We start from the raw sequence: 23,477 nt of genomic DNA, 5'->3' as shown, positions 1-23,477 counted from the left end.
CATGCCCCACGAACCACGCCTTCAAACCCTGCGCGACGCCGTGCTGCGCGTGGGCCGCCACGCGGTCGAATACGGCAACGGCGTTGCGACCGGTACACCCGATGCGCGCACCATTACCCTCCACACCTACCGGCCCGCGCACGCCACCGCCCAGAGCCCCGTCGTGCTGGTGCAGCACGGCGTGATGCGCAACGGCGACGACTACCGCGACTTCTGGATTCCGGCCGCCGAGGAGCACGGCCTGGTCATCATCGCGCCCACGTTCTCCGACGCGCAGTGGCCCGACGTGGTGAGCTACAACAACGGCAACCTGCTGGCCACCACCGACCGCGCCGCGCTGGCCGACACCGCCCCCACCACGGCGCCCGAGGCCTGGTCGTACACCGTGGTCACCCGGCTGGTGGACGACCTGAAAGCCGCCGGGGTGCTGGCGGACCAGCCGCTCTACCTGTTCGGCCACTCGGCGGGCGGGCAGTTCGTGCACCGCCTGCTGAGCGTGCTGACCCCTGGCGTGTTCACCCAGGTCGCCGCGGGCAACCCGGGGTGGTACACGCTGCCGCTGCTCGACCTGCCCTTCCCCGAAGGGCTGAGCGGCACCCCGGCCGATGCCGACAGCCTGGCCCGCTTGTTCGCCGCCCCGCTCACGATCCTTGCGGGGGACCAGGACACCGAGACCGCCGACCCGCACCTGCCGTCCGAGCCCGCCGCGCTGCGCCAGGGCCCGCACCGCTATGCGCGCGCGCTCAACTACTTCGCGACGGCCCAGGCCGAGGCGGCGCGCCGGGGCCTGCCGTTCGCGTGGCAACTGCACACCATCGCAGGCATCGGCCACGACGGCGAAGCCATGTCGGCCGTGTGCGCGCATCTGTGGTTTCACCACCGCCTGCCCGACGCTGCGCAGCTGGCCGCGCTGGCGGGCCGGCACACGGCCTGACCGCGTCCGACCCGAAGCCGAACGCCAACGCGTCGCCCATCGCCCATCGCCACACCCTTTTTCGGAGCCGCCCCCATGACCTCACCCACCACCCAGTCCCTCGTCGATGGCATCACCGCGTGGATGCAATGCGAGTCCCCCACCAGCAGCCCCGAAGGCCTGGCGCGCATGGTCGCGGTCATGCAGGGCTATGCAGCAAGCGCCGGCCTGCAAGCCACGGTCACGCCGCTGGGCGCTGCGGTGGGGCCGCTGCTGCACATCAGCAACCGGGCTGCGGGCGACGTACGGCCGGGCCTCTTGATCCTGGGCCACTCGGACACCGTGCACCCCATCGGCACGCTGCAGGACAACCCCTGCCGCATCGAAGGCGACCGCTTCTACGGCCCCGGCGGCTATGACATGAAGGCCGGCATCTACCTGGCGCTGACCGCGCTGCGCGACCTGGCCGCCGCAGGCGCCACCGCGTTGCCGGTGGACTTTGTGGTGGTGCCCGACGAAGAGACCGGCAGCCACGCATCGCGCGCACACATCGAGGCCTTTGCACGCAACGCGCGCTACACCCTGGTGTGCGAGCCCGCCCGCGCCAACGGCGGCAAGTGCGTGACGGCGCGCAAGGGCACCGGCATGCTGCGCCTGGGCGTGAAGGGCCGCGCCGCGCATGCCGGCGTGCAGCACGAGAAGGGCCGCAGCGCCATCCGCGAAATGGCGCACCAGATCCTGGCGCTGGAGGCCATGACCGACTACGCGCGCGGCGTCACCGTCAGCGTGGGCACCATCGAAGGCGGCACCGCCACCAACACCGTGCCCGACCGCTGCCGCTGCGTGGTGGACTTTCGCCTGCCCGACCTGCAGGCGGCGGACGAGCTGGTGGACAAGATGCAGGCGCTGCGCCCGGTGGGTGCCGACATGGAACTCGACATCGACGTCGAGGTGAACCGCCCGCCCATGGTCAAGAGCGAAGCCGTGCAGGCCCTGCTGGCCCGTGCGCAGGACTCTGCCCGCCACGCCGGCTTCACGCTGGAGGACGCCCCCATGACGGGCGGCGGCAGCGACGCCAACTTCACCTCGGCCCTGGGCGTGCCCACGCTCGATGGCCTGGGCGCCGATGGCGACGGCGCGCACACGCTGCACGAGCACATCCTGGTGTCCACGCTGGAAGCACGCTTGAACTTCTGGCGCCATCTGCTGGCGCATCTGGCGTAGGCTTCGGGGGAAGACCTCCACCACCGTCCAGCACAGCCAGCATGTCCACCACTGCCACCACCTCCACCATCGCCACCATCGCCACCGCAGCCCCCGAGCACTTCACCCCCGTCCCGCTCGACAAGGCCTACCGCCTGCTCAACCACGGCCCCACCGTGCTGGTGTCGGCCGCGCACGCCGGCCAGCACAACGTGATGGCCGCAGCCTGGGCCTGTGCGCTGGACTTTGCGCCGCCCAAGGTGACGCTGGTGCTGGACAAGGCCACGCGCACGCGCGAGCTGGTGGAGGCCAGCGGCGAGTTCGCGCTGCAGCTGCCCACCGTGCCCATGGCGGCGATGACCGTGGCCATCGGCACCGACAGCGCCAAGACCCACCCGGACAAGCTGCAGCAGCACGGCGTGCCGCTGTTCCACGCCCCCAGCCACGCCAGCACCCACATCAGTACCCACATCCCGCTGGTGCACGGCTGCGCCGCCTGGCTGCTGTGCCGCGTCATCCCCGAGCCCCACATCCAGCAGACCTACGACCTCTTCATCGGCGAAGTGGTGGCCGCCTGGGCGGACGAGCGCGCGTTCCGCCACGGGCACTGGGAGTTCGACACCGCGCCCGATACGCTGCGCACGCTGCACTACGTGGCGGGTGGGCAGTTCTATGCGACGGGGGCGTCGGTCAGGGTGTGAGCGGTGGTGGTGGTGCGCGGGTGATGCACAGGTGATGCGCAGGGGCCTGGAGCGCGCGGGGCGGATGAGGCTGGCCGCGCAAAACACTGTGCAAAAATACAGTCATCTGCGCATTTCACCCCCTGCCTGAGGACCCGCCATGACGAAGACGCCCCGCGCTGCTTCCGCCCTGACCGACCCCGAGTCGGCGCTGTTTGCCAGCATCCGAACGCTGATCGAGTCGGCCCGCAGCACGGTGGCCCGCGGCGTCGACCTGGTGCAGGTGCACACCCACTTCGAGATCGGGCGGCACATTGTCGAGTTCGAGCAGCAGGGGGAGCAGCGGGCGGGCTATGGAAATGCCTTGCTCAGTCTCTTGTCCGAGCGGCTGACCGCAGAGTTCGGCAAGGGCTTCGGGCGCAGCAATATCGCCTATTGCCGCAGCTTCTACCTGGCGTACCGGGAGCGCGTGCTGATTGTCCAGACAGCGTCTGGACAATCATCGCTGGCGCTTGGCACCGCGCCGTTTCAGATCGGCCAGACAGCGTCTGGACAATCTGAGCGCCCCTTCACCCTCAGCTGGTCCCACTACGTCTTCCTGCTGGGCATCAAGCATGCCGAGGAACGCAGCTTCTACGAAATCGAGTCCACCCAGCAGCAATGGACCTTGCGGGACCTCAAGCGCCAGTTTCAGAGCGGGCTCTACGAGCGCCTGGCCCTGAGCCGCGACCAGGACGGCATTCGCCAGCTGGCGCAGCAGGGGCACACCGTCAGCCGCGCCAGCGACCTGCTCAAGGAGCCGCTGGTGCTGGAGTTCCTGGGGCTGTCCGAGCAGGCCCGGTTTTCCGAATCGGACCTGGAGGCGGCCATCATCAGCCAGATCGAGCGCTTCCTGCTGGAGCTGGGCAAGGGCTTTCTGTTCGAGGCGCGCCAAAAGCGTTTCACCTTCGACGACGAGCATTTCTTCGTGGACCTGGTGTTCTACAACCGCCTGCTGCACTGCTACGTGCTCATCGACCTCAAGCTGGGCAAGCTCACGCACCAGGACCTTGGGCAGATGCAGATGTACGTCAACTACTTCGATCGCCACGTCAAGACCGACACCGAAGCGGCCACGGTCGGCATCGTGCTGTGCAAGAAGAAGCACGAGGCGCTGGTCGAGATCACCCTGCCCCAGGGCGCCAACATCCACGCCAGGGAGTACCAGCTGTACCTGCCCAGCAAGGAAGAGCTGCAGCAAAAGCTGGCGGAATGGGCGGACATTGAGACGAAACAAGCCCCTGCCGCTTGATCAGCAAGCGCCAGCAGCTATCAAAAGCATAGTATTCGACCTATTCGGCTCGTACAGTTCCTTCAGCCCATTCCACCCACCCATCCCATGCGCATCCTCCACACCTCCGACTGGCACCTGGGCCAGCATTTCATGGGCAAGAGCCGCCAGGCCGAACACCGGGCGCTGATCGACTGGCTGCTGGTCCAGGTCGATGCGCATGCGGTGGATGCGGTGCTGATCGCGGGCGACATCTTCGACACCGGCGCCCCGCCGAGTTATGCGCGCGAGCTGTACAGCCACCTGGTGGTGAGCCTGCACCGCGCAGGCGTGGCGCTGTTGCTGCTGGGCGGCAACCACGACTCGGTCGCCACGCTGGGCGAAAGCCGCGCGCTGCTCGCGGTGCTGAACACCACGGTGGTGGCGGCCGTCAGCGACCCGGCCGACCATGTGGTGGTGCTGCCCCGGCGCGGCGGTGATGGCGGCAGCAATGAGCCCGGCTGCATCGTCTGCGCCGTGCCGTTCATCCGCCCGCGCGATGTGTGGCAAAGCCAGGCCGGGCAGAGCGCTGAGGACAAGCAGCAGTCCCTGCAGGCAGCCATCCAGGCGTACTACCAGGGCGTGCATGACGCGGGCCTGGCCCTGCAGGCGCAGCTGCAGCAGACGCTGGGCCGGCGCGTGCCCCTCATCGCGACCGGCCACCTCACCACCGTGGGCGCCAGCAGCAACGAGTCGGTGCGCGAGATCTACGTGGGCTCGCTCGACGCCTTTCCCACCGCCGCATTTCCGCCGGTGGACTACATCGCGCTGGGGCACATCCACAAGCCGCAGAAGGTGGGCGGCCTCGCGCACATCCGCTACTGCGGATCGCCCATTCCGCTGGGCTTTGACGAGGCGCGGCAGCACAAGGAAGTGCTGCTGGTGGACCTGGATGCCACCGGCCTTGCAGGCGTCACGCCGCTGCCCGTGCCGCGGTTTCAGGCGCTGGTGTCCGTGAGTGGCAACCTCGCCGCCTTGCCCGCGGCCATCGCCGCCGCCGCATCGGAAGGCACGGCTGACAAGCCGGCCTGGCTGGAAGTCACCGTGGCCGAAGACGACTACCTGCAAGACCTGCCCGAGCGCATCAACACCATGACGCAGGGCCTGCCGGTGGAAGTGCTGCGCGTGCGCCGCCAGCGCGCCAGCGCCACCGCCACGCTGTTCTCCGAGGCGCTGGAAACCCTGGACGAGCTGAGCCCGGGCGACGTGTTTGCACGGCGGCTGTCGCAGGAAGACCTGTCGCCCGACCTGCGGCAGGCCCTGAACCAGCGGTACACCGACGTGGTCCGCAGCATCACCGAAGGCGCGGCATGAAGATCCTGAAGCTGCGCCTGAAGAACCTCAATTCGCTCAAGGGCGAATGGGCCATCGACTTCACCCAGCCGCCGTTCACCGAGAACAGCCTGTTCGCCATCACCGGCCCCATGGGCGCGGGCAAGTCCACGCTGCTCGACGCGATCTGCCTGGCGCTGTACCACCAGACGCCACGCCTGCCCAGCGTCTCGAAGTCGTCCAACGACCTCATGACGCGCCACACCGCCGACTGCCTGGCCGAGGTGGAGTTCGAAGTGAAGGGCGCCGTGTACCGCGCCTTTTGGAGCCAGCGCCGCGCCCGCGACAAGGTGGACGGCGCGCTGCAAGACCCCAAGGTGGAGCTGGCCCAGGTCGACACCGCCACCGGCCTGGGCACCGTCCTGTGCAGCCAGAGCAACGACAAGCTGCGCCGCGTGGCCGACATCACCGGGCTGGACTTTGGCCGCTTCACCCGGTCCATGCTGCTGGCGCAGGGCCAGTTCGCAGCCTTTCTGAACGCCAGCGCCAACGACCGCGCCGAGCTGCTCGAAGAGCTGACGGGCACCGAGATCTATGGCGACATCTCCCGCCGCGTGTTCGAACAGGCGCGCGACGCCCGCGAGCAGCTGAACCAGCTCAAGGCCCGCGCCGACGGCGTGGAGCTGCTGCCCGCAGAGCGCAGCGCCGCCATGCAGGCCGAGTTGCAGGAATGGACCCGGGCGCTGGCCGAGGTGCAGCACGCCCACGCCGCCACCAGCACGCAGCGCCAGTGGCACATCGACGTGGACCACAGCGCGCAGGCCGTGCTGGCCGCCACCACCGGCCAGCAGCAGGCCGCTGCCGCACTGCAGGCCGCCGACCCCGACCTGCAACGCCTGGCCGACAGCGAGCCCGCCCAGGCCCTGCGCGCACCGCATGCGGCGTGGCAGCAGGCCCAGGCCGCCTGCGAAGCCAGCGACACCCTGCTGGCCAGCCTGCAGGCGCAGCACCAGCGCGAGTCCGCACAACACGCCCAGCACCACCACGCCGCCGCCGTGCTGGCCCGCCGCGTGGCCGACGCCGCACAGACCGAGCTGGCGCAGGCCGAGGCCGCGCAGCAGCGCCACACCGACTACTGCACCACCCACGCGCAGCACGCCCACTTGGGCGAGCGCCTGGGCGAATGGCGCCAGCAGCTTTTGCAACAACAGCAACTGCAGGGCAAGCTGGCCGAGCACCACACGGCGCTGCAGGCGCTGCAGGCGCTGCAGGCAGACATCGCCCAGCGCAGCGACCAGATCATCGCCCAGAGCGCGCGCGTGGACGCCGCCACGCAAGCCCAGGCCACCGCCACCACGGCACTGCGCACCGCCCAGGCAGAGCAGCAGCAACAGCTGGGCGGCCACACCATCGCCACCCTGCGCGAGCGCTGGCAACACGCACAGGGCCGCGTGGCCGCCTGGCGCCATGCTGTGCAACTGGGCGAGCAGCGGCGCGAACTGGCAGAGCAGCAGGCCTCACTGGGCACGGAAGTGCAGCGCATAGAAGCGGCCACCGCCAGCCAGGAGGCCGCACGCCTGGCACTGCGCGCGCAGTACAACGGTTTGAAAGAACAGGTGGCCGACAAGCGCCAGCTGCTGGAGCAAGAACGCCGCATCCAGAGCCTGGACCAGCATCGCCACGCCCTGCAACCCGGCGAGCCCTGCCCGCTGTGCGGCGCCACCGCGCACCCCGCCATCGACGCCTACCAGGCGCTGGACGTGTCGGCCACCGAGGCTGCGCTGCAACACAAACAGGCCGAGCTGGAGGCGCTGACTGCCCAAGGCCAGGCCGTGGCAGAGTCGCTGGCCACCAGCAAGACCCGGCTGGCCGAGCGCATGGACCAGCAACAAAAGACCGCCCAGCGCATCGGCCAGTGGGATGCTGAGTGGGCCACCTGCATCGAACCCCTGAATGCGCCGAACGTGCAGAGCGAACAGAACGGGCTGAACGCAGCGGCCCCCTCCGAAGCGCCGAACGCGCTGACCTCGTTGCCCGCGCTGCACCCCGAAGACTGGCAACACGCCGACCAACTCGCGGCCGGGCACACAGCCGCCCAAGCCGCTCAGGCACGCCTGGCCGACGCCCTGCACAACGCAGAGGCCGCAGAGCAGCGCGTGCAGCAAGCCCAGGCCGCTGCCAGCCAGTGCGACCAGGCCCTGCAAGCCGCCACGCACCAACTGGCCCTGCAGCAGCAAGCCGTGCACGAAGCGCACGCGCGGCAAGCCACGCTGGCAGACACCATCGGCACCGTCCAGGCCGAATGCACCGCGCTGGACACCCGCCTGCGCGCCGCCGTGCAAGCCGCCGGCTACGACCTGCCCGCCGACCACGCGCCCTGGCTGCAAGCGCGCGATGCCGAATGGCAACGCTGGCGCCACACCCAGGCCGAGCTGCAGACGCTGGCCCAGAGCATCACGCGCCTGCAAGCCCAATGCGACGCTGCACAGGCGCAGGCTGAACTGTGGTCGCAACGCTGGGCTGCGCTGCAAGCCACTTCCGCTGGCGGTGCAGACCAGCCCGCCGACGCGAACCTGCAGCTACCCCTGTCGGCTACCCTGGACGACGACAGGGCCCACGATGGCACGGCCGATGCCGCCACAGCCTTGCAGGCCAGCGTGGCGGAAATAGAGCGCCTGCAACGCACCCTGGCGGCTTTGGAAGGCCGCCAAGCCCAGGCACAAACCACCCGCACCCAACAAGCCACGGCCCTGGAGGCCGCGGCCCACGCATGGCACGCCGCGCTGCAGGCCAGCCCTTTCGCCGACTTGGGTCGGTTCGAAGCCGCCCTGCTGCCCGAGCCCGAGCGCCAGCGCCTGGCCACCCAGCGCGACGCCCTGCTGGCCGCACAGCAACGCGCCGACGCCCTGCTGCAGGCCGCGCACGTCCGCCATGCCGAGCTGCAGGCCCAGGCGCTCACACCGCAGTCACTGGACGAACTGACGGCCCGCCTGGCCGAGCTGGAAGCGCAGCGCAGCGCCGTCAGCGAACAGATCGGCGCCCACCGCGCCCTGCTGACGCGCGACGACCAGCTGCGCACCACCCAACAAACCCTGTTCGCGCAGATCAGCCAGCAGACCGCCGACAGCGACGTGTGGCAGCGGCTGGACGCGCTGATCGGCTCCTCCAAAGGCGACAAGTTCCGCAAGTTCGCCCAGGGCCTCACGCTGGACCACCTGCTGCAGCTGGCCAACAAGCACCTGGCCCGCCTGCACGGCCGCTACCTGCTGCGCCGCAAATCCACGGGCGAGCTGGAGCTGGAGATCGTGGACGCCTGGCAAGGCGACGTGGCGCGTGACACGCGCACCCTGTCCGGCGGCGAAGGCTTTCTGGTCAGCTTGGCGCTGGCCCTGGCGCTGTCGGACCTGGTGAGCAACAAGACGTCGATCGACTCGCTGTTTCTGGACGAAGGTTTCGGATCGCTGGACGGCGACACGCTGGAGGTGGCGCTCACGGCGCTGGATTCGCTCAACGCCAGCGGCAAGATGATCGGCATCATCAGCCACGTGGAGGCGCTGAAGGAGCGGATACCGGCGCAGATCCGCGTGGTGAAGGGCGGGGGCGTGGGGTACTCGCGGCTGGTGGTGTAGGGCACTCGCCGGCAACATCCGCTCGGGTTGGGACTGTCGATGCCTGGCGCGGCGCTTCGACTGGCTCAGCGTGAACGGCTCCAGTGGATGCCTGCCGCAGGATTCCTGCCGCATCAGCCGCAGGCCTGCGGCGGCAGCTCCTGCACCGCGCCCATCTTGTCGATGACCAGATCCATGAACGCCGACACGGCCAACGGCAGGTAGCGCCTGCTGGGGTAGACGATGTGCACGCCGTGGCCCACCTGGTGGTAACCGGGCAGCACGGGCACCAGCAGGCCCGCGCGCAGGTCGCGTTGCGTCAGCGTGGAGGGCAGCAGCGCAATCCCCAAGCCCGCCAGCGCGGCCTTGCGCAGGGCCTGCGCCGTGTTGCCGCTGAAGCGGCCGGACACCTGCACCTCGGCCGGCGCGCCATCCGGCCCCGTCACGCGCCAGGTGGCCTTGCCGCTGGGGTGGCCGAACACCAGGCAGTCGTGGGCTGCCAGGTCTTGCAGCGTGGCCGGCACGCCCTGGCGGGCCACGTAGGCGGGGCTGGCCACCAGGCCGTCGGTGCCCGCGTCCAGCACCTTGCGGGCAAACAGGCCCGAGTCCTCCAGGATGCCGCCCCGAAACGCCACGTCGATCCGGTCTGCGATCAGGTCGGCGCGCCCGTCGCTCAGCACAAAGTCCACCCGCACCTTGGGGTGCGCCACCAGGAACTCGGTCAGCCACTCCATCGCAAAGAAATCGAAGAAGTCCGCCGGGGCCGCCACCCGCACCAGGCCGCTGGGCTCCTGGTTCACTGCCAGCAGTTCCTCGCCTGCATCCATCAGGCCCTCCACCGCGCCGCTGCAGCGCTCCAGAAACACCTGGCCCGCGCTGGTGAGCGTGAGATGGCGGGTCGAGCGCTGCATCAGCCGGGTGCCCAGGTGTGCTTCGAGCTGCTGCACCCGGCGGCTCAGGGTGTTGGGCGGCACGCCCAGGCGGCGCGAGGCCTCGGCAAAGCTGCCGCAGCGCACCACCTGCACAAAGACCGCAACGTCGTTCAGATCCAGCATGGCGGCGCTCGCTCGCTCTTTCATCGGCTTATTCATTCGATTTATGGACGAGTGCAATCATATTGCGCTAACTAGTCAATCAATCGATGAATTTTTAAGCTACAGGCACCACTTCAACACCTTCAGGGTTTTCAGGATGTCTGCACCAGCTTCAGCCCCACGCGCCATCGCCCACCGCACCCGCGGCACCACGCACGGCCCCATCACCCGCCTCATGAGCCCCGGCGACCTGGGCCAGGTGCTCAAGCCCTTCATCTTTCTGGACCTGGTCCACTTTCAGCCCGGCGCGGCGCAGCAGGGCTTTGGCATGCACCCCCACTCAGGCATCGCCACGGTCACGTTCTTGTCGGAAGGCGATGTGCGCTACGAAGACAGCACCGGCCAAGCCGGCCTGTTGCCCGCAGGCGGCGTGGAATGGATGCGTGCTGGCAACGGCGTGTGGCACACCGGCGCCCCCGTGGGCGACACGCCGGGCCGCGGCTTTCAGCTGTGGGTGGCCCTGCCCGCCGCGCTGGAAAACGCCCCCGCCCAGAGCCAGTACCTCGCCCCCGAACTGGTGCCGCAGGTCGGCCCGGTGCGGGTGCTGATGGGCACCTACGGACCAGCGCGCAGCCCGGTGGCGGCGCCGGGTGGCATGACCTACTTGGCAGTGCAACTGGCCCAGGGCGAACGCTGGACCTACACCCCGCCCCAGGGCCACACGGTGGCGTGGGCCGCGGTGGCTACCGGTGCCCTCACTGCAGGCGAAGGCCTTGACGCAGGCGAACTGGTGGCGTTCAAGCCCAGCAGCCAAAGCATCGACTTTGTCGCCACCGAACCCACCCGGTTCGTGCTGGGCTCTGCCGTGCCGCACCCGCACGACCTGGTCATGGGCCGCTACTCGGTGCACACCAGCCCGGCCGCACTGGCACAGGGCGCCACAGAAATCCGGCGCATTGCAGGGCAACTGCGCCAGGCCGGGCGGCAGGCCTAGGGCGAGGCTGAACAGGGCCCGCCGCATGCCGCAGGCCTGTCCAGTGTCGCCTTGGCTCTACTCACTTTCCATCACGTTCTCTTTCAACCCACTTCACTCACTACTCACCCAAGGAAACATCATGAACATCGGCATCATCGGCTCTGGCGGTCTCGGCTCCAACGTGGCCCGCGCATTGGCCCACAAGGGCCTGTCGGCTACCCTCTCCACCCGGCGCGGTCCGGAATCCCTGGCCACGCTGGTGGCCGAACTGGGCCCCACCATCAGGGCCGGCACCGTGGCAGAAGCTGCCGCCGCAGACATCGTGCTCATCGCCGTGCGCTGGGAAGACCTGGGCCAGGCGCTGGGCCCCCTGCCCGCCTGGAACGGCCGCATCGTCATCGACGGCACCAACCCCGTGGAGTTTCTGGACCCCAACTCGCCCGACGCGCAGGACCCCACCAACCCGCTGGCGGCCTACGGCATCAAGGCCATCGACCTGGGCGGACGCTCGTCCAGCGAAGTGTTCAGCGAATTCGTGCCCGGCGCCCGCGTGGTCAAGGCGTTCAACCACCTGGACGTGAACGTGCTGGCGCAGCCCCAGGTCTCCGGCGGCCAGCGCGCCATGTTCTACGCCGGCGACGACGCCGCCGCGAAGGCTGCAGTGCGCGAGGTGCTGGACGCCATTGGCTACTTCCCGGTGGACCTGGGCACGCTGGCGGTGGGCGGGCGGCTGTCGGAGCTGCCGTTTGGGGCCTTGTCGAGTACGCAGTTCGTCAAGATTTGAGGGGGACGCCTGCCCCGAAGGCACCGGCTCAAAGAACACAGCTGGGGCGCGCTCCAGGCCGGTGCGCAGTGCAGGTGCTGTTGTGCAGTGCGTGGGCGTTGGATTGAGAGCCAAATTTAGCGCTAATGCTTTTGGAATAAGCGCTGGCAGCTCCCAAAAGAGAAGCAAATCAGTTAACCACTGCACCCCGTCCCTCATACGCCACCATGATGAACGGCTTGACTGCGTCCAGATCAGCCTGCGTAGTGAGGGTGACTTCCAAATTGCCCGTGCCCCAATGCCCAATGTTCGTCACGTCCCGTGCGTTGAGCAGTACCGGCAAGGCGGTGGCAGGGTCTACGTGCAGGTACAGCAGCAGGTAATTTCTACGGTGCAACACCACCGTGGCAAAGTTCTTCAGGCGCTTGAAGGCCAGGTACAAGCGCAGCTCTTTGCGCTGCACATCGTCGCCCAGCGACAGCGTGTAGCCCTCCAATGAAGCCAGCAGCAATTGCATGGGCTCAGGTAAATTCACCAGCAGCTCGGCAAACGACTTGTCAGGTCCCGTGCCCTTGGCGCCGATGGGGTCTACTGCAGCAGGCAGCACATTCACTGCCTCCGCCAGCTTGCTGTGCGTGGCCTTGGGCGGCTTGGCTGTCGTGGTCTTGCTACTGCCAGCATCGCTGCCAGCGTTGACCGACTCCAGCAGAAGCAAGTCACCCCCAAACTGCCGGTAGCGAATCAGCTCGATGTTGCGGCCAATCTGCTGCACTGCGTGGCCGTCGTACTTGGTGAAGTCCGCCGCTATGCACACCACGCGGGGTGCGCTCCAATCAATCGCATCGGCTGCAGCGGCACCCAACTTGTCCAGCACCAGCAGCTTGAACTCGGCCTTGTGGTCCAGCAGCCAATCCAGGTAGAACAGGCCCTGATTGATGACGTTCTCGCCCACCGACCGCTTGTATTCCAGGATCACGGGGCAATTGTTTTCATCCAAGCCCAGTGAATCGATGCGACCTGCATGCGTTTTGCCGGTGGAATGCTCGCTGGCGATGAAGCGGATGTTGAGCAAGGGCTGCAGGTTGGCTTCGATCAGCGTTTGCAGAGGCTTTTCCAGGTCGGAGGCGCTGCCTTGCAGTTCGGTGGCGGTGCCACCGATCAAGCGAAAGAGTTTGATGTCGCTCATGGCAGATCACAACGCAACAAGCGTTCATTCGATGGCGAGCCACGCAACTCAAGACGCAACCAGGGCTGCTTCTGAAACTCAGACGGTGGCTGCGTGGTGGTCGTGACGATGTATTGGAAAACGGAGTTTTCTTGGGCTTCCAGCGTCGCGACCGTGCTGAAAAGGCGGTGGTACACGCTGAGCCCCAAATCAGCCTCACGGGGGCTGTCATGCACGAGGAATGCGGGCAGGTGGGTAGTGCCTTCCATGCTCATGCACATCACGGCAATGTCGAAAGCAATCACCTTCAGCGATTCAATGGCCGCGGTAGACCGCTCTCCCCCCAATTGAACCGCTAGCTTCACGCCATTGCCGTCCAGCGAAACGCGCCCTGACGCCATGGGCCCCACCACCGTCCGAATCACCGCATCGAAGTAGTTCGATAGCCGATCAAAAACCAGACCCTTCTGCTCACGGAACGCACCCATGCGATCCCGGGTGTCCTCCATCTGGGTCACCAACTTTGCAGCGGCAGAGATGGCTTGATCCCAGTCGTCCCAATCACGGGCCAGACGCTTGATGTCGTCCACGCTTCGGGTCACCTTGAACCAACTGGTGGAACGGCCTTCGTTGAGCTTTTCAGCTTTGTTCAGTGCTTGCCGCAAGGAATCCCGTGCGGAGCTTGCCGGTGGTACCTGCTGCTTGAGCAACGTGATCTCGACACGGACATCGCTAATGGTTTTCTTCACCCCGTCCATTTGCTTCACCAATGCGTCGTGACGCGCACGCAGGCCATCAAAGTCGGGCAGCTTGTGGGAGAGCTTGCACCCTTGGGCCAATACGCGGTCAATGGGCACTTCACAGATTTGGCAGGCAGGGACTTCCGCACCCCGCACCCTGGCCGAACTGGCGGGCAGCTCTGACTGGTATTGCCTGAGCAGCGCTTCGCGAATGGGCAAGCTGGCTTCCAGCACGGCCAACTGTTTCTCCAGTTCACTCACGCGCTGCTCGCTGTCGCGCCAGCGTTGCCGCAATTCCCCCAGGTTGGAAACATCCACCCCCGGGCTCACCCTGGATGCCTGCGCCAGCTTCTGGCTGGCGGCCAGGCGAAGCACGCCAATGCACAGCCGCCCTTCGGGCACATCGGTGGGTGCCAAGTCCAGATTGCGGATGATCTCCAGGCGCAGCCGCTCGCAAGCCCACTGCCTGCGCCCGGCCTCCAAGGTCTTGGCTTTGTGGGCTTCGGCTTTGGAGGCAATCGCCTGTTGCAACTCAATCTCTTCGGGGGAAATGGCGGCAATCAAGCCGCGCAAAGCCTCTTGTAAACGGCTGCGCGACATGGATCGGGTGGGCGATTCCGACGCCGATTCCGCCGCACGCCAATCCAGCACATGGTCGAACCGGCATTCCTGGTCACGCGTGAGCCATGCCAGGGCCACCCGCCAGGCATCGTGCGGATGATCCACCGGCATCAAGGCGGCCACTTGCGGCGTGAGGACTTGGGTCTCAATGGCGTTCAGCAGGGGTTCCATCCCGGTCGGCTCGTTCTGCCGGTCAAACAGTTGTTCCGGCAAAACATTCGCCACCGCAAAATGCCCGCGCCCCAGGCCCAGCGGCCTCAACACGCCCCAAGGGATGCCGTTCAGCACTACCTCTGCCGAAACCCACCCGTTCAAAAACTCGGTGCTGATGCTCAGCCGCTGGTCCTCGGGTGCAAACTGGTCTTCGCCCAGGCAATAGCGCAGCAGGCGGCAAAACAGCGTCTTGCCCGCACCGTGCCCCAACGCGCCCGCATCGTTGCGGCCACCAAAGTCTGCCGGGTCGGGCGACCACACAAAGTTCAGCCCTGGCCGAAGCTCCACCGTCCGCACCAGCATGTGCGGTTCTTTCCAGATGGTGAGCCGCCGCACCCACAGCGCAGGCTGCTTGGCCCCCGCTGGCGGGGTGACCCACAAGGCGGGGCGTTCAAACAGTTCAGGCTGCTCTTGCATGCACAAACTCCACAGTCAATGGTTCCAGCAAAGGCAAGATGGCCTCGGCACCCTGCGCCCGCAGGTACGCCACCACCCAGCCCGCACGGCCCTGCGGCCAACCTGCCGTTTCCATCTGACCCGCGCCGGGCCCCAAAGCCCAGACGGCCTGCGGCCCAGAGCCTTCTTCCACCAAGTCACCACGCGCCCGCATACCCAGCAGGGCTTTGCGCCACGCGCCATCGGTAGCGGGCTGCAAGCGCGCCACCTGCGTGGGTAACGGGTCGGCAGCAGGGCCCACCAGCCGTTGCCATTGCGCGGCTTGCTGTGCGGGCAGCACCGCCGTCATCTGCCGGGGATGCAGACACAGCACGGCGGCAAGGCGAGCCTGCATCTGCGGCATGCGGCCGCCCCAGGCCTTGAGCACAGCCACCAGCATGGCCGTTACTACATGCTCGTCCACCACATCAGGCGCTGCCCACACACCATCGGGCTGAGCAATTTCGGGCGTGGTGAAAAGCTCTTGCGTTTTGATGCGTGGTCGCCCACGCGATGCCTTGGCTTGGGCGGGCTGAGTCGCTGCAAGGCGTTGCAGCAACACACTGGCGGGCTCGTCTTGCGGGTCTTGTTGCACAAGCTCTCCGCGAAAGGCTTTGGCTAACACCAAGGAGCTCAGGCGTTGTGCTTGGGTGCGGGCTGCCGTGGCGCGAGCTTCGATACGGTCGGCCAGGGCAAACAAGGCGTCTACGCGGCGGACGATTTCGGCTTGTTCCTTCTCTGGCGGCATAGGGATTGGTAATGCTCGACAGATTTCTAAGGTGAGATTTAGTTGACCGACTGTGGCCTTCGCTTGCGACACGGCATGCGCAATCAGCTCACTACTCATCAGGCAATGAGCCAAGTACGGGGAAAGTAAGCCAGGCGCTGGCCGAAACCGGGCAATTGCCTGATTAATGTTCCACTCTTGGTGCGAGTCTGGAACTATGGCCACCTTGCCTAAAGGGGGCCCAACTATGTTCATCAATACGTCACCGGGCAAAGTAATTGATCTTTTCAGGTCAACACTATGCGTTGATAAGTCCACGAAAGTGGGATCAACGCTGAAATCCAGCAGACCATCAAAGCCAAGGTTGTAAACCTTGATGTAGGGGACTTCACCACTACCACTAGTCATTTTTTCTTTGGAAGGTGTGGTTCCCTTGGTGATAAATCCTGTGACTTCGTCTGCTCTTGCCCACCGCCAGTTGGCCGGAATCCGCCAAAGTGAAGAGGCTGTTGAGTTGGAGGCAATTGCGTCTTCTCTGCGCAAATCACCAGTCAAGCGGCCCGATACGGCGGCAGAAAGCACTGAATTTCGAAACCGCTTGAGCAAGGCGGGGATGGCATCGAAGCGGTCGTTGCAGGACTGGATGCGCGTGAGCAGGGTGTCGAGTTGGTTGGCGATGCGGGTTTGCTCAGCGGCAGGAGCAAGCGGTACAACGTGTGCACGCACATCTTTAGAACGTACTGCAGGGTAGAGCGCTCCTTGTACCAACGCCGACATAGAGTCCACGAATTTCTCAGTTCGCACCAAATAGCTGATCCAGCGCGGGTCTACGCCCGGACCCGGACGCAACACGTCGAAGCCAGTCGATGCAATTTCTCCGTCCAACTCTTGGGACACGAGGGCGACAGCGTTCAAAGTAGGTCGCGTCATGGAAACCAATGTGTCGCCCGCAGCAACCTGCTTCCTCGCCCTGCTTGGTGCATCTTTACCAAGTAGCTTTTGCGGAGTCTCAATCCTCTTGGTGGTGCGATTTACCGAGCCGATGTCGATGTAGTGAATCGTCTCGTCATCGGAGGGCACGCGCTGCGTCACGTCGCTGGTGATGGCAGCGAGTGGAACTTGTGCCCAGCGTTCTGGCAACTCACTCATCCTCGCCCCCTCCCAACAACACCCCTCGCCGTGCCAGCCGCTCACGCGCTTCCAGCAGGGCCTGGTGCAGGTGCTGTTCCAGCTCGGCCTTGGGCGGCAGCTCGGTCCAGTATTCGGCCACGGTGATGCCGTCTTTGTGCATTTGCAGCAGCTCCACTTGCTCGCGGCTGGATTCGGCGCACAGGATGAGGCCGATGGGGACCTCTTCGCCGCTCTGGCGTTCGTGCTGGTCCAGCCATTTCAAATACAGCTCCATCTGGCCTTTGTGCGCGGCCTTGAAGCGGCCCAGCTTCAGTTCGATGGCCACCAGGCGGCGCAGGCGGCGGTGGTAGAAAAGCAGGTCGAGGTAGAAGTCTTCCCCGTCGATGACCATGCGCTTTTGCCGCTCCACAAACGCAAAGCCCCGGCCCAGCTCCAGGATGAAGGCTTCGAGCTGGCGCAGGATGGCGGCCTCCAGGTCGGCCTCGTCATGGCCTTGGCGAAGGCCTAGAAAGTCGAGGAAATACGGGTCTTTGAAGACGAGGGCGGGAAGGCTCGGGGCTTCGACAGGCTCAGCCTGAACGGAGGTGGGAGCTTGCAGTGCAGCCAGCTCGGTGCGTTCAAACGCCTTGCGCTCGATCTGGTGGGTCAGCTCGCGCACGCTCCAGCTGTCTTGCGCGGCTTGCTGGGCGTAAAACTGGCGGGCTTGCGGGTTTTTGAGCGCAACGATGGCGACCATGTGGCTCCAGCTCAATTTGGTCGACAGTGTCGACACAATCTCTGCACTGGGGAAAGCCTGCGCAAACTTGACCATGCGGCGCAGGTTGCGGGCTTCAAAACCCCGGCCAAACTCTTGCGAGAGCTGTTGGCCCAGTTGCTCCAGCAGCTGGCTACCGTACTGGGCACGTTCGCCGCCCAGCACTTCGGTGGCCAGGCGTTGGCCCACCGCCCAGTACAGGCGGGTGAGTTCGGCATTCACCGCCCCGGCCAGGCGCTGGCGGCTGCTGGCGATGAGGGTGCGCAGTTCGGCGTGCAGGTTGGTGGGCAGGCCGTCTGCTGCCGCTGCGGTAACCAGTTGGCTCATGGCTGCGCCTCATCGGCCGTGGCGTCGTCGACCAGGAGGTCTTCCAGCGCAGCGTCGGGGTCCTCACCCAGCTCTTCCAGCAGGCTGCGCAGGTCGGCCATGGCGCCGTCCAGTTCGCGCATGACCATGCGGGCTACCAGCGCGGGTTCGTCGCGCTGGGCCTCTGCGGTTTCGGCGTTATCGTCTTTGAGCCAGCTGATGTCCAGGTTGTCGCCACGGGCCTTGATTTGTTCGCGCGTGAACTTGCGCCAGCGCCCTGCCTCGCCCGCGTCCACGCGCTGGGCAAGGGCTGCAGGGCCGCCGCAGGGGTCGGCGCCAAACACGTCTTCAAACTTGTCGCGCGGCACACTGGCCGGGGCATCGGGCTTGGTACGGAAATACTCGCGGGTGAAGGGAGTGCGCTTGCCAAACTGGGGCATGTTGGCGCGCATGTCGTACACCCACACTTCTTTGGTGTTGCCCTTGTCGGTTTTGCCACGGGTGAAGAACAGCACGTTGGTCTTGACGCCCTGGGCGTAGAAGATGCCGGTGGGCAGCCTTAGAACAGTGTGCAGATTGCACTTGTCCATCAGATCGCGGCGGATGTCCGCGCCCACATTGCTTTCAAACAGCACGTTGTCGGGCAGCACCACGGCGGCGCGGCCACCGGGGGCCAGGTTGCGGTAGATGTGCTGCAAAAAGCAGAACTGCTTGTTGGTAGTGGGGTAGGTGAAGTCGGTACGGGTGGGCAGCCCGCCGCCTTTTTTGGTGCCGAAGGGTGGGTTGCTGAGGTTGAGCGTGGCCTGCGGCAGGCGGGTGCCTTCTTCGCCCAGAGTGTCGCCAAACTGGATGCCGCCTTCGATGCCGTGCAGCAGCATGTTCATGAGCGCCAGGCGGTGGGTGTCTTGCACCAGCTCCATGCCGTAAAAGGTAGTGTGGCGGTACTTGCGCTGCTGTGCTTCGGTGCGATCATCCACCGGGTACTTGTCGCGCAGGTAGTTGTTGGCGGCAATCAGGAAGCCGCCGGTGCCCGAGGCGGGGTCTTGGACCACGTCGTCCAGCGTGGGCTGCATGACGGCCACGATGCTGTCGATCAAATCGCGGGGCGTGAAGTACTGGCCTGCGCCGCTTTTCTTTTCGCTGGCGTTGCGCTCCAGCAGGCCTTCGTACAAGTCGCCCAGGTCGTCGCGCTGCACGCTGTACCAGTCGAGCTTGTCGATCTCTACCACCAACTTGGACAAGGTGGCGGGCTTGGTGATGAAGGTGCTGGCGTTGGCGTAGATTTGCTGCACGCTGCCACGGCCGTGCAGGCCGTAGTCCAGCAGCAGTTCTTTGTACATGTCCAGCCGGTCTGGAGCCGATGCCGCCATCAGGTCGGCCCAGCGGGTGCCTTCCATTCTTTCGACAGGCTCACCTTTCTTGGGCGACTTGTAGATGACCAGGCCGTCTTCTTGGCTAGTCTCTTGCATCATGCGCAAGAACAGCAGGTAGGTGAGCTCGCTCACGTACTGGTGGTAGGTCACTCCATCGTCGCGCAGCAGGTTGCACAGGTTCCAGAGCTTGGCGACGATGTCCGACGCCGCGGGTTTGATTGCAGTCATTGACAGGGAGCGGGGAAATAGCGGTCAGGCAGACTTTTGGTCGTCGGCCCACAGTGCGTCATTAAAGGCTTCCAGCACGGGCTGGAGCTGGCCGTTGAAAAGTCTGTCCAGGCGGGTAAAGCCCCCGCCGTCGCGCTTGAATATAAGGTCTGGGTCGTCCAGCGCTTCGCGGTCTACCAACATATTGGCTTTGGTTTGCGCCGCAATGCGCTTGAGCCAGTCGCGCTGGGGTTGCGTCCAGGGTTTGCCTGCCAAGGGTTTGGCCAGCAGGTCTTGCAGGGCGTGGTCCACGCGCTCGGCATAGGGCAGCAGGACATCGCCCATGGCTGCCTGGCGAATGTAGCCAATGATGCGGGCGGCAATGTCCTGGTTGCTGTGCTCCCGCCAGGCGGTGGCCAGGCGGGTTTCGGTAAAGCCAGCCTGGTCGAGCGCCAGCACCAGTTCTTTGAGCTGCTTGCGCGTGAGGTCGCGCGGGCGGGTAAGCACGGTGATGAGCGCCGGCAGCTCGTTGCCATGGCTGGCGATGAAGTCCTTGAAGGCTTTTAAATAGTCCTCGGGCTTGCTGGCGGTGCCGTAGCCGCGCTCGATGCCAGCGAGAGCATCGGGATGGTCGGAGACAAAAACAGACATGCCACGCCCTTCGCGCTTGCGGTCGAGTATTTCGCCCAGCTGGGGGTTTTGAATGAACCAGTTGGCGATTTCGTCCACCGACAGGGTGCGCAGCTTTTGGATGAAGGCCTCGGGCGTCATGCCTGCCTTGGTTTCAAAGTCTTGCTTGGCCTGTGCGCCGAGGTGGCGCTTCTTGACCTGCAACTTGGCCAAAAACTGTTCGCGCACTAGCTCGCGAGCGGCGGTGTCTTGCACGGCCAGCGTTTCTTGCTCCAGCTGCGCAAAGCTGATGCTGGGGTTGACCACCACGGGGCGCATGGCCGTCATGTTGCCGATGGCTTCAAAAATACGCACGGCGTCAAAAACGCGGAAGCTGTCTTTGGGGTCGCCGTCAAAGTCGCACAGGCGGGTGGCGCGGCCCAGCATCTGGTCGAACAAGATGCGGCTGTTGACCTGTCGCAGGAAGACGAGGTTGCAGATCTCGGGCACGTCCACACCGGTGGTGAGCAAGTCGACCGTGACCGCTACGTTGGGCAGGCGCTCGTTTTTAAAGCGGCGGATCAGCTCCAGCGGCTTGTCGGCATTGCCGGTGATTTTGATGACGGCGTCGTCCTCTACGCTACCGTACTGGGCTTCAAAAGCGGCTTTCAGCACATCCACCACCAAGTCGGCGTGGTCGGTGTTGACGCAGAAGATGAGGGTTTTGCGCTTGCCCGTGGGGTCGATCTCTTGGGCGAGTTGATTGCACACCACCTCATTGAAAGATCGGGTGATGACCTTGCGGTTGAAGTCTTCAACGTTGAGGTCGATGGCATCAGGTGCCTTGAAAAGCTCGATCTGGTTGCGCTGCGCGTCGTAGACCTTGACCTCTTCGCCCACCTTCCAGTGCATACCCCCTTTGGACAGATCGGTGTGGATCTGGATGGGTGGCTCGTAATCCACCAGGTAACCATCCACCACGGCCTCGCGGTAGCTGTATGTGAACACCGGAGCACCAAATATCTCGGTGGTGTGCAGTGCCGGAGTGGCTGTCAGGCCGATCTTGACGGCATCAAAGTAGTCGAGCACCCGTCGGTACTTGGAGATGTAGTCGTCAAAGCCCCGAAAGCTGAGTTCGGTGTCTGACATCTCGCGATCCAACGTGTAGCCGCGGTGGCATTCGTCGATCACGATGCAGTCGTATTGGTCCACTGTGGGTGGTGCAACGCCATCAACAGGAAGCAACACGCGCCGCATCATGCCCTGCACAGTGGCAATGTGGACGGCGGTGTCATCGTCTGGCACCTGGGCATCCAGCTCTTTGATGCCAAAGGCTTCGGCAAAGGTTTGCAGCCGCTCCATGCGGGTGTCTTTGAAGGCGTTGGCGGCTTGCTCGCCCAATGCCGATCGGTCCACCAAAAACAGGACGCGTTTGAAGCGTTGCGCTTTGAGCAGGCGGTAGATCAAGGCAATACAGGTTTTGGTTTTGCCGGTGCCTGTGGCCATGGCCAACAAGATGTCGCGCTGGCCCCGGCCTATGCGCGCCTCCGTCTCGCGGATGGCCTGTTGTTGGTATGGGCGCAGTGGAAAGCCGAAGTTGAACTCGGTGTTGTCCAATTGCTGGTGGGCTTTGACCTCATCTGCTGCCAGCAGATGCTTGAGCCCGTCGGGGCTGTACCAGCCATCCAGCGCCTGGCTACGGTTCTCAGGGTGGCGCAGGTCGCAAAACCAGATGCCGCTTTTGGTAGACAGCTGTCGCAAATACGGGCGTCCGTTGGCGGAGAAGACAAAGGGAATGCGGTATTCAGACTGGGAGCCCCAGTTGCGCTCATGGAGATGAACGTCTGAGCTGGTCGTGAATGTGCGGCTGTAGCGTTTGGCTTGCTGCAGAGCGCCGGACACATCGATGTTCTTTCGCTTGGCCTCGACCACTGCCATCGGTGTGAGCCCTTGAAAAAGCACGTAGTCGGCGGAGTAGCCATCGCAGGGCCATTCGGCGATGGCGATGTTGCGGCCACGTACCGGGCGGGCCCCTTTGCTGTACCGCAAGCTTTCACTGTCTGCTTCCCAGCCCGCTTGCCGCAACTGGGCGTCAATGATGCGACGGGTTTCTGCCTCGTCCAGCTGTACCTTGGTGGCTGCAACGTTGGCTGACTGGAGCAGCGAAGCGTACTGCGTTGACGGAGCTGCAACAGCTGCAGATTGCAGGGCCGAAAGTTGGTCTGCCAAGCGCGCTTTGGCTGCATCGGCCTCTGTCGCCAACTGTTCCCAGAGAGCACGCTCTTCACTCAGCGACGAAAGCTGCGTTTTGGTATGCGCAAGCTCTGCACCGGCCTGCTCATTTTGAACTTGGTAGTTTGCAACGGCCTCCCGCAGCCGCGTCAGCTCGGCTTGCAGCTCTGCGGTTTCGTTGCTCGGTGGCTGGGGCGGAACAAAGGGACCAGATCGGTGGTTTGCGTCTTTGAACGTGCGATGGAACCACAGCGCCAGCTGCCAGCAAAGTTTGAGTGTAGACAAGGCTCCCGCGTGATTCCCGGCCAGCGCGTGGTTTGCAGCGTTGCCGTTGATGCGGATCTGGTCGAAGACCTGCTTAACCTCTCTGGGCAAGGCCCCTTCGTTTTGCAGGCGCCGTACGAGTTCGTACTGGGTTTCCGCAGGATTCGTCAAAAGACCGACTCTGGCCGCCAGAGACTGCGCCAGTATTTCTGAGAATTGCCTGAGCTTGAGCAAGCTGGTGTTGGGGTCTTGCGCAAAATACCGCTCGGCCAAGGCCCCCAGGCGCCACAACTGCTCCTCATACGAGTGCAGCATGTCGAAGTTGGATTGAATACGTTGAGGCATAGGTGCTAGGGTCAGAGGCTACTTTGCGCTAGGCGCGCCGAGCTCAATTTTCCTCAAAGAGGGAATTGAGGAATGGTCTTCGACATCGACATCGCATTCACGCCAGAACCAACCTCTGCGGCGCCCGAGTTGCCGCACAACACATAGCCTCCTGCACCGTCTCTGCGTGCGCCACGCATCTGTGTATCTTGCTGTCGTTTTTGAAGTCAAAGTTGAGGTAGGTTTATTTGAGCCCAATCGGCACTTTGTGTCACAGCCCATAGTCGCCATCGCGTTTTTGCTCCACCCACTTAGCCAGTCGCGGTGCGCAGCGACATCAGACACGGCCAGTGCAGTGCCGGCATCGAAAGCCATGCTGCGCCGCCACTATATGGGCCTGCTTACTCATGTATCAATATGTAGTGTTTTACAGCGAATGGGGCAACTATCAAATGTCAGAGGCAGCTGGCCTGGCGCGAGACATGCCATCGAGTCCACAGCCGAGTCCCGTCCACTACACCCCACTTCGTGATTGCCAACGCACGGATCAAGTCAATGACCACCCCTCATGACAAGTTCGAGTACGTGGCGGGATAGAAGACGCAAGCTTTTTCGAAT

The 23,477-nt window shown here is 64.8% G+C and carries 15 protein-coding genes; 8 read left to right on the top strand and 7 right to left on the bottom strand.

The window, feature by feature from the left end; all coding sequences use genetic code 11:
• Nucleotide 1 precedes the first annotated feature (1 nt).
• The 6 genes from ACIGHN_RS19650 to ACIGHN_RS19625 all read left to right on the top strand — a co-directional run bounded on the left by ACIGHN_RS19650 (nucleotide 2) and on the right by ACIGHN_RS19625 (nucleotide 9,006).
• Nucleotides 2-934, top strand: a complete 933-nt coding sequence (locus ACIGHN_RS19650; RefSeq protein WP_396505661.1) for an alpha/beta hydrolase — start codon at nucleotides 2-4, stop codon at nucleotides 932-934.
• A 75-nt stretch (nucleotides 935-1,009) separates the two neighbouring features.
• A complete protein-coding gene (locus tag ACIGHN_RS19645) occupies nucleotides 1,010-2,137 on the top strand; it encodes a M20 family metallopeptidase (protein ID WP_396505660.1) in 1,128 nt (375 codons plus the stop codon).
• A 41-nt stretch (nucleotides 2,138-2,178) separates the two neighbouring features.
• Nucleotides 2,179-2,817, top strand: a complete 639-nt coding sequence (locus ACIGHN_RS19640) for a flavin reductase family protein (protein ID WP_396505659.1) — start codon at nucleotides 2,179-2,181, stop codon at nucleotides 2,815-2,817.
• A 139-nt stretch (nucleotides 2,818-2,956) separates the two neighbouring features.
• Nucleotides 2,957-4,087 carry a YhcG family protein gene (locus ACIGHN_RS19635; protein ID WP_396505658.1) on the top strand — a complete coding sequence of 377 codons (1,131 nt, stop codon included), beginning with the start codon at nucleotides 2,957-2,959 and terminating at the stop codon, nucleotides 4,085-4,087.
• Nucleotides 4,088-4,174: 87 nt separating this feature from the next.
• Nucleotides 4,175-5,419: an exonuclease subunit SbcD gene (sbcD, locus tag ACIGHN_RS19630; protein ID WP_396505657.1), complete on the top strand. Its 1,245-nt coding sequence runs from the start codon at nucleotides 4,175-4,177 to the stop codon at nucleotides 5,417-5,419.
• The gene (locus ACIGHN_RS19625) at nucleotides 5,416-9,006 is read left to right on the top strand and encodes an AAA family ATPase (RefSeq protein ID WP_396505656.1); all 3,591 of its coding nucleotides are present in this window, start codon (nucleotides 5,416-5,418) and stop codon (nucleotides 9,004-9,006) included. Before sbcD ends, ACIGHN_RS19625 begins: the two co-directional genes overlap by 4 nt.
• 113 nt (nucleotides 9,007-9,119) lie before the next feature.
• On the opposite strand, the gene ACIGHN_RS19620 is transcribed toward ACIGHN_RS19625, so the two are convergent.
• Entirely contained in the window at nucleotides 9,120-10,040 is a 921-nt protein-coding gene (locus ACIGHN_RS19620) for a LysR family transcriptional regulator (protein WP_396505752.1), read from the bottom strand.
• A gap of 136 nt (nucleotides 10,041-10,176) precedes the next feature.
• Here ACIGHN_RS19620 and ACIGHN_RS19615 point away from each other — a divergent pair, with 136 nt between their 5' ends.
• Nucleotides 10,177-11,013, top strand: coding sequence for a pirin family protein (locus tag ACIGHN_RS19615; protein ID WP_396505655.1), 837 nt, complete (start codon nucleotides 10,177-10,179; stop codon nucleotides 11,011-11,013).
• A 121-nt stretch (nucleotides 11,014-11,134) separates the two neighbouring features.
• On the top strand, nucleotides 11,135-11,779 hold the full coding sequence (locus ACIGHN_RS19610; protein WP_396505654.1) for an NADPH-dependent F420 reductase: 645 nt from the start codon (nucleotides 11,135-11,137) through the stop codon (nucleotides 11,777-11,779).
• A 169-nt stretch (nucleotides 11,780-11,948) separates the two neighbouring features.
• Here the strand turns inward: ACIGHN_RS19610 and ACIGHN_RS19605 are convergent, their stop codons facing one another.
• The 6 genes from ACIGHN_RS19605 to hsdR are packed head-to-tail and all read right to left on the bottom strand — an operon-like array spanning nucleotide 11,949 to nucleotide 22,880.
• Nucleotides 11,949-12,944, bottom strand: a complete 996-nt coding sequence (locus ACIGHN_RS19605; protein ID WP_396505653.1) for a DUF5655 domain-containing protein — start codon at nucleotides 12,942-12,944, stop codon at nucleotides 11,949-11,951.
• Nucleotides 12,941-14,914 (bottom strand): chromosome segregation protein SMC, encoded by a 1,974-nt coding sequence (locus tag ACIGHN_RS19600; RefSeq protein ID WP_396505652.1) that lies wholly within the window; start codon nucleotides 14,912-14,914, stop codon nucleotides 12,941-12,943. Before ACIGHN_RS19600 ends, ACIGHN_RS19605 begins: the two co-directional genes overlap by 4 nt.
• On the bottom strand, nucleotides 14,898-16,808 hold the full coding sequence (locus ACIGHN_RS19595) for a restriction endonuclease subunit S (RefSeq protein WP_396505651.1): 1,911 nt from the start codon (nucleotides 16,806-16,808) through the stop codon (nucleotides 14,898-14,900). The genes ACIGHN_RS19600 and ACIGHN_RS19595 overlap by 17 nt, the downstream gene beginning before the upstream one ends.
• Nucleotides 16,801-17,871, bottom strand: coding sequence for a YhcG family protein (locus ACIGHN_RS19590; protein ID WP_396505650.1), 1,071 nt, complete (start codon nucleotides 17,869-17,871; stop codon nucleotides 16,801-16,803). The genes ACIGHN_RS19595 and ACIGHN_RS19590 overlap by 8 nt, the downstream gene beginning before the upstream one ends.
• Nucleotides 17,868-19,451 carry an N-6 DNA methylase gene (locus tag ACIGHN_RS19585; protein ID WP_396505649.1) on the bottom strand — a complete coding sequence of 528 codons (1,584 nt, stop codon included), beginning with the start codon at nucleotides 19,449-19,451 and terminating at the stop codon, nucleotides 17,868-17,870. Before ACIGHN_RS19585 ends, ACIGHN_RS19590 begins: the two co-directional genes overlap by 4 nt.
• Before the next feature lie 24 nt (nucleotides 19,452-19,475).
• Entirely contained in the window at nucleotides 19,476-22,880 is a 3,405-nt protein-coding gene (hsdR, locus tag ACIGHN_RS19580) for a type I restriction-modification system endonuclease (protein ID WP_396505648.1), read from the bottom strand.
• Nucleotides 22,881-23,477: the final 597 nt, after the last annotated feature.

Origin of the sequence: Acidovorax sp. NPDC077693, from assembly GCF_044542805.1 — a bacterium.
Classification (GTDB): Bacteria; Pseudomonadota; Gammaproteobacteria; order Burkholderiales; family Burkholderiaceae_C; genus Acidovorax.
The sequence above is the reverse complement of the archived record's forward strand: the minus strand, read 5'-3'. Positions and strand labels throughout refer to the sequence as shown.